The sequence below is a fragment of the Streptomyces sp. NPDC033270 genome (assembly GCF_055576575.1).
This window is the reverse complement of sequence record NZ_JBVIRA010000025.1, coordinates 1-2,051: the sequence shown is the minus strand read 5'-3', so window position 1 is coordinate 2,051 and position 2,051 is coordinate 1. Positions and strand designations below refer to the sequence as shown.

The following is a 2,051-nucleotide window of genomic DNA, read 5'->3' as shown; positions in this document are numbered from 1 at the left end:
AGCACAACAACACCCACCCCCACCCCACCCCCCCCCCCCCCCCCCCCCCCCCCCCCCTCCCCCCCCCCCCCCCCCGGTGCGCTGGCGGGTGTCTTTCCGCCGCGGCCACGGGAATACCCGCCCCACCCCACCTCGTTGTGGCCCCGCAGGGGGCCCTCGCACCCCCTACGGGATGCGTTCACCCCCGCCCTAGGGACACCCCCGGGGCGCTTGGGGGCGCCCCTCACTCCGCCCCGAGCGCCGCCACCACCGACCCCGACAGCGCGTCGAGGTACCCCTTGGGCAGCTCGTCGCGGACGACCAGCAGCCGCCAGTACAGCGGCCCGGTCAGCAGGTCCAGCGCGAGGCGGGCATCGACGTCCTGCGGCAGCTCGCCGCGCTCCACCGCCCGGGCCACCACCGCGGCCGCCACACCCTCCTGGCTGTCGTGCAGCGCCGTCTTCAGCGCCTGCGCCAACTCCGGGCTGCGGGCCGCCTCCGCCAGCAGGTCCGGGATGATCTGCGAGGCCATCGGGTGCCGCAGCGCCCGGGCCGCGACCTCCAGCAGCATCCGTACGTCCCCGCGCAGCGAACCGGTGTCGGGCGCCGGCAGCCCGGCGGCGGCCACCGCGGAGACCACGTCCAGCACGAGGTGCAGCTTGGAGCGCCACCGCCGGTAGACGGCGGTCTTGCCGACGCCCGCCCGCCGCGCGATGCCCTCGATCGACATCCGGGCGAAGCCCACCGCGGCCAGTTCCTCGAAGACCGCGGCGCGGATCGCCTCGGTCTTGTCCTCGCGCAGTACGGCGGCGCCCGCCGGGGCCCGGCGCGCCGCGGGCCCGCTCCCGCTGCCTTCTTTTGCCATGCCATGAGCTTAGCGTCACGACGCTACGGTTGCGTTTCGACGTGGGCGCCCTTTAGTGTCGGCGTCGCGACGATACGGACCCGTTCCGTCGCTGGACCCGTTCTGCGGCCCCCGTACGCAAGCGAAAGCGGCCCCCATGTCCCAGACCCTCGCTCCCCCGCCCCCGGCGCCCGCCCGGGTGCCGGGGGCCGGCGCAGCCCACGACCCCGAGCTGCGCGCACTGGCCGAACGCCACGGCCTCACGGTGAGCGGCGCCCGCCCCCCGCTGCCCGAGTACATCCGGCAGCTGTGGCACCGACGGCACTTCATCGCCTCGTTCGCCACCGCCAAGCTCACCGCGACGTACACCACCGCCAAGCTCGGCCAGCTCTGGCAGGTGATGACGCCGCTGCTCAACGCCGGCGTCTACTTCCTGATCTTCGGTGTGCTGCTCGGCACGAGGAACCACGTCCCCGACTACGTCCCGTTCCTGGTGACCGGCGTCTTCGTCTTCACCTTCACGCAGAACTCGGTGCTGAACGGCACTCGGGCGATCTCGGGCAACCTGGGTCTGGTGCGGGCGCTGCACTTCCCGCGCGCCTGCCTGCCGATCTCGATCTGCCTGATGCAGCTGCAGCAACTGCTGTTCTCCATGGGCGTGCTGATGGTCATCCTGCTGGGCTTCGGGCAGCTGCCGACCTGGTCGTGGCTGCTGGTCGTCCCCGCGCTGGCGCTGCAGTTCGTCTTCAACACCGGCCTGGCGATGATCATGGCGCGGCTGGGCTCGAAGACCCCGGACCTGGCGCAGCTGATGCCCTTCATCATGCGCACCTGGATGTACGCGTCCGGTGTGATGTTCAGCCTCAGCGTGATCCTGAAGGGCAAGCACCTCCCGAAGGTCGTGGAGGTGCTGCTCACCGGCAACCCGGCCGCCGTGTACATCGACCTGATGCGCTTCGCGCTGATCGACAGCTTCACGAAGCGGGAGCTGCCCCACCACGTGTGGGCGTTCGCGGGCGGCTGGGCGCTGCTGGCCGGCGTCGTGGGCTTTGTGTACTTCTGGAAGGCCGAGGAGCGGTACGGACGTGGCTGAGCAGAACAACGGCGTCCAGCCGACGCAGGCGGCCGAGGCCCGCATCCCCACCGTGATCGCGGACGATCTGCACATCGTCTACCGCGTCTACGGCACGGGCGCGGGCAAGGGCAGCGCCACCGCGGCCCTGAACCG

The 2,051-nt window shown here is 72.1% G+C and carries 2 protein-coding genes and 1 pseudogene; 2 read left to right on the top strand and 1 reads right to left on the bottom strand.

The genetic code is table 11. The features are described 5' to 3' along the window. Nucleotides 1-223: 223 nt before the first annotated feature. Entirely contained in the window at nt 224-844 is a 621-nt protein-coding gene (locus tag ACZ5XZ_RS29480) for a TetR/AcrR family transcriptional regulator (protein ID WP_468983335.1), read from the bottom strand. 136 nt (nt 845-980) lie between these two features. Here ACZ5XZ_RS29480 and ACZ5XZ_RS29475 point away from each other — a divergent pair, with 136 nt between their 5' ends. After that, the gene (locus tag ACZ5XZ_RS29475) at nt 981-1,916 is read left to right on the top strand and encodes an ABC transporter permease (RefSeq protein ID WP_468983333.1); all 936 of its coding nucleotides are present in this window, start codon (nt 981-983) and stop codon (nt 1,914-1,916) included. Further along, a pseudogene (locus ACZ5XZ_RS29470) lies at nt 1,909-2,051 on the top strand (ABC transporter ATP-binding protein); the annotation flags it as partial. The gene ACZ5XZ_RS29475 and the pseudogene ACZ5XZ_RS29470, both read left to right, overlap by 8 nt.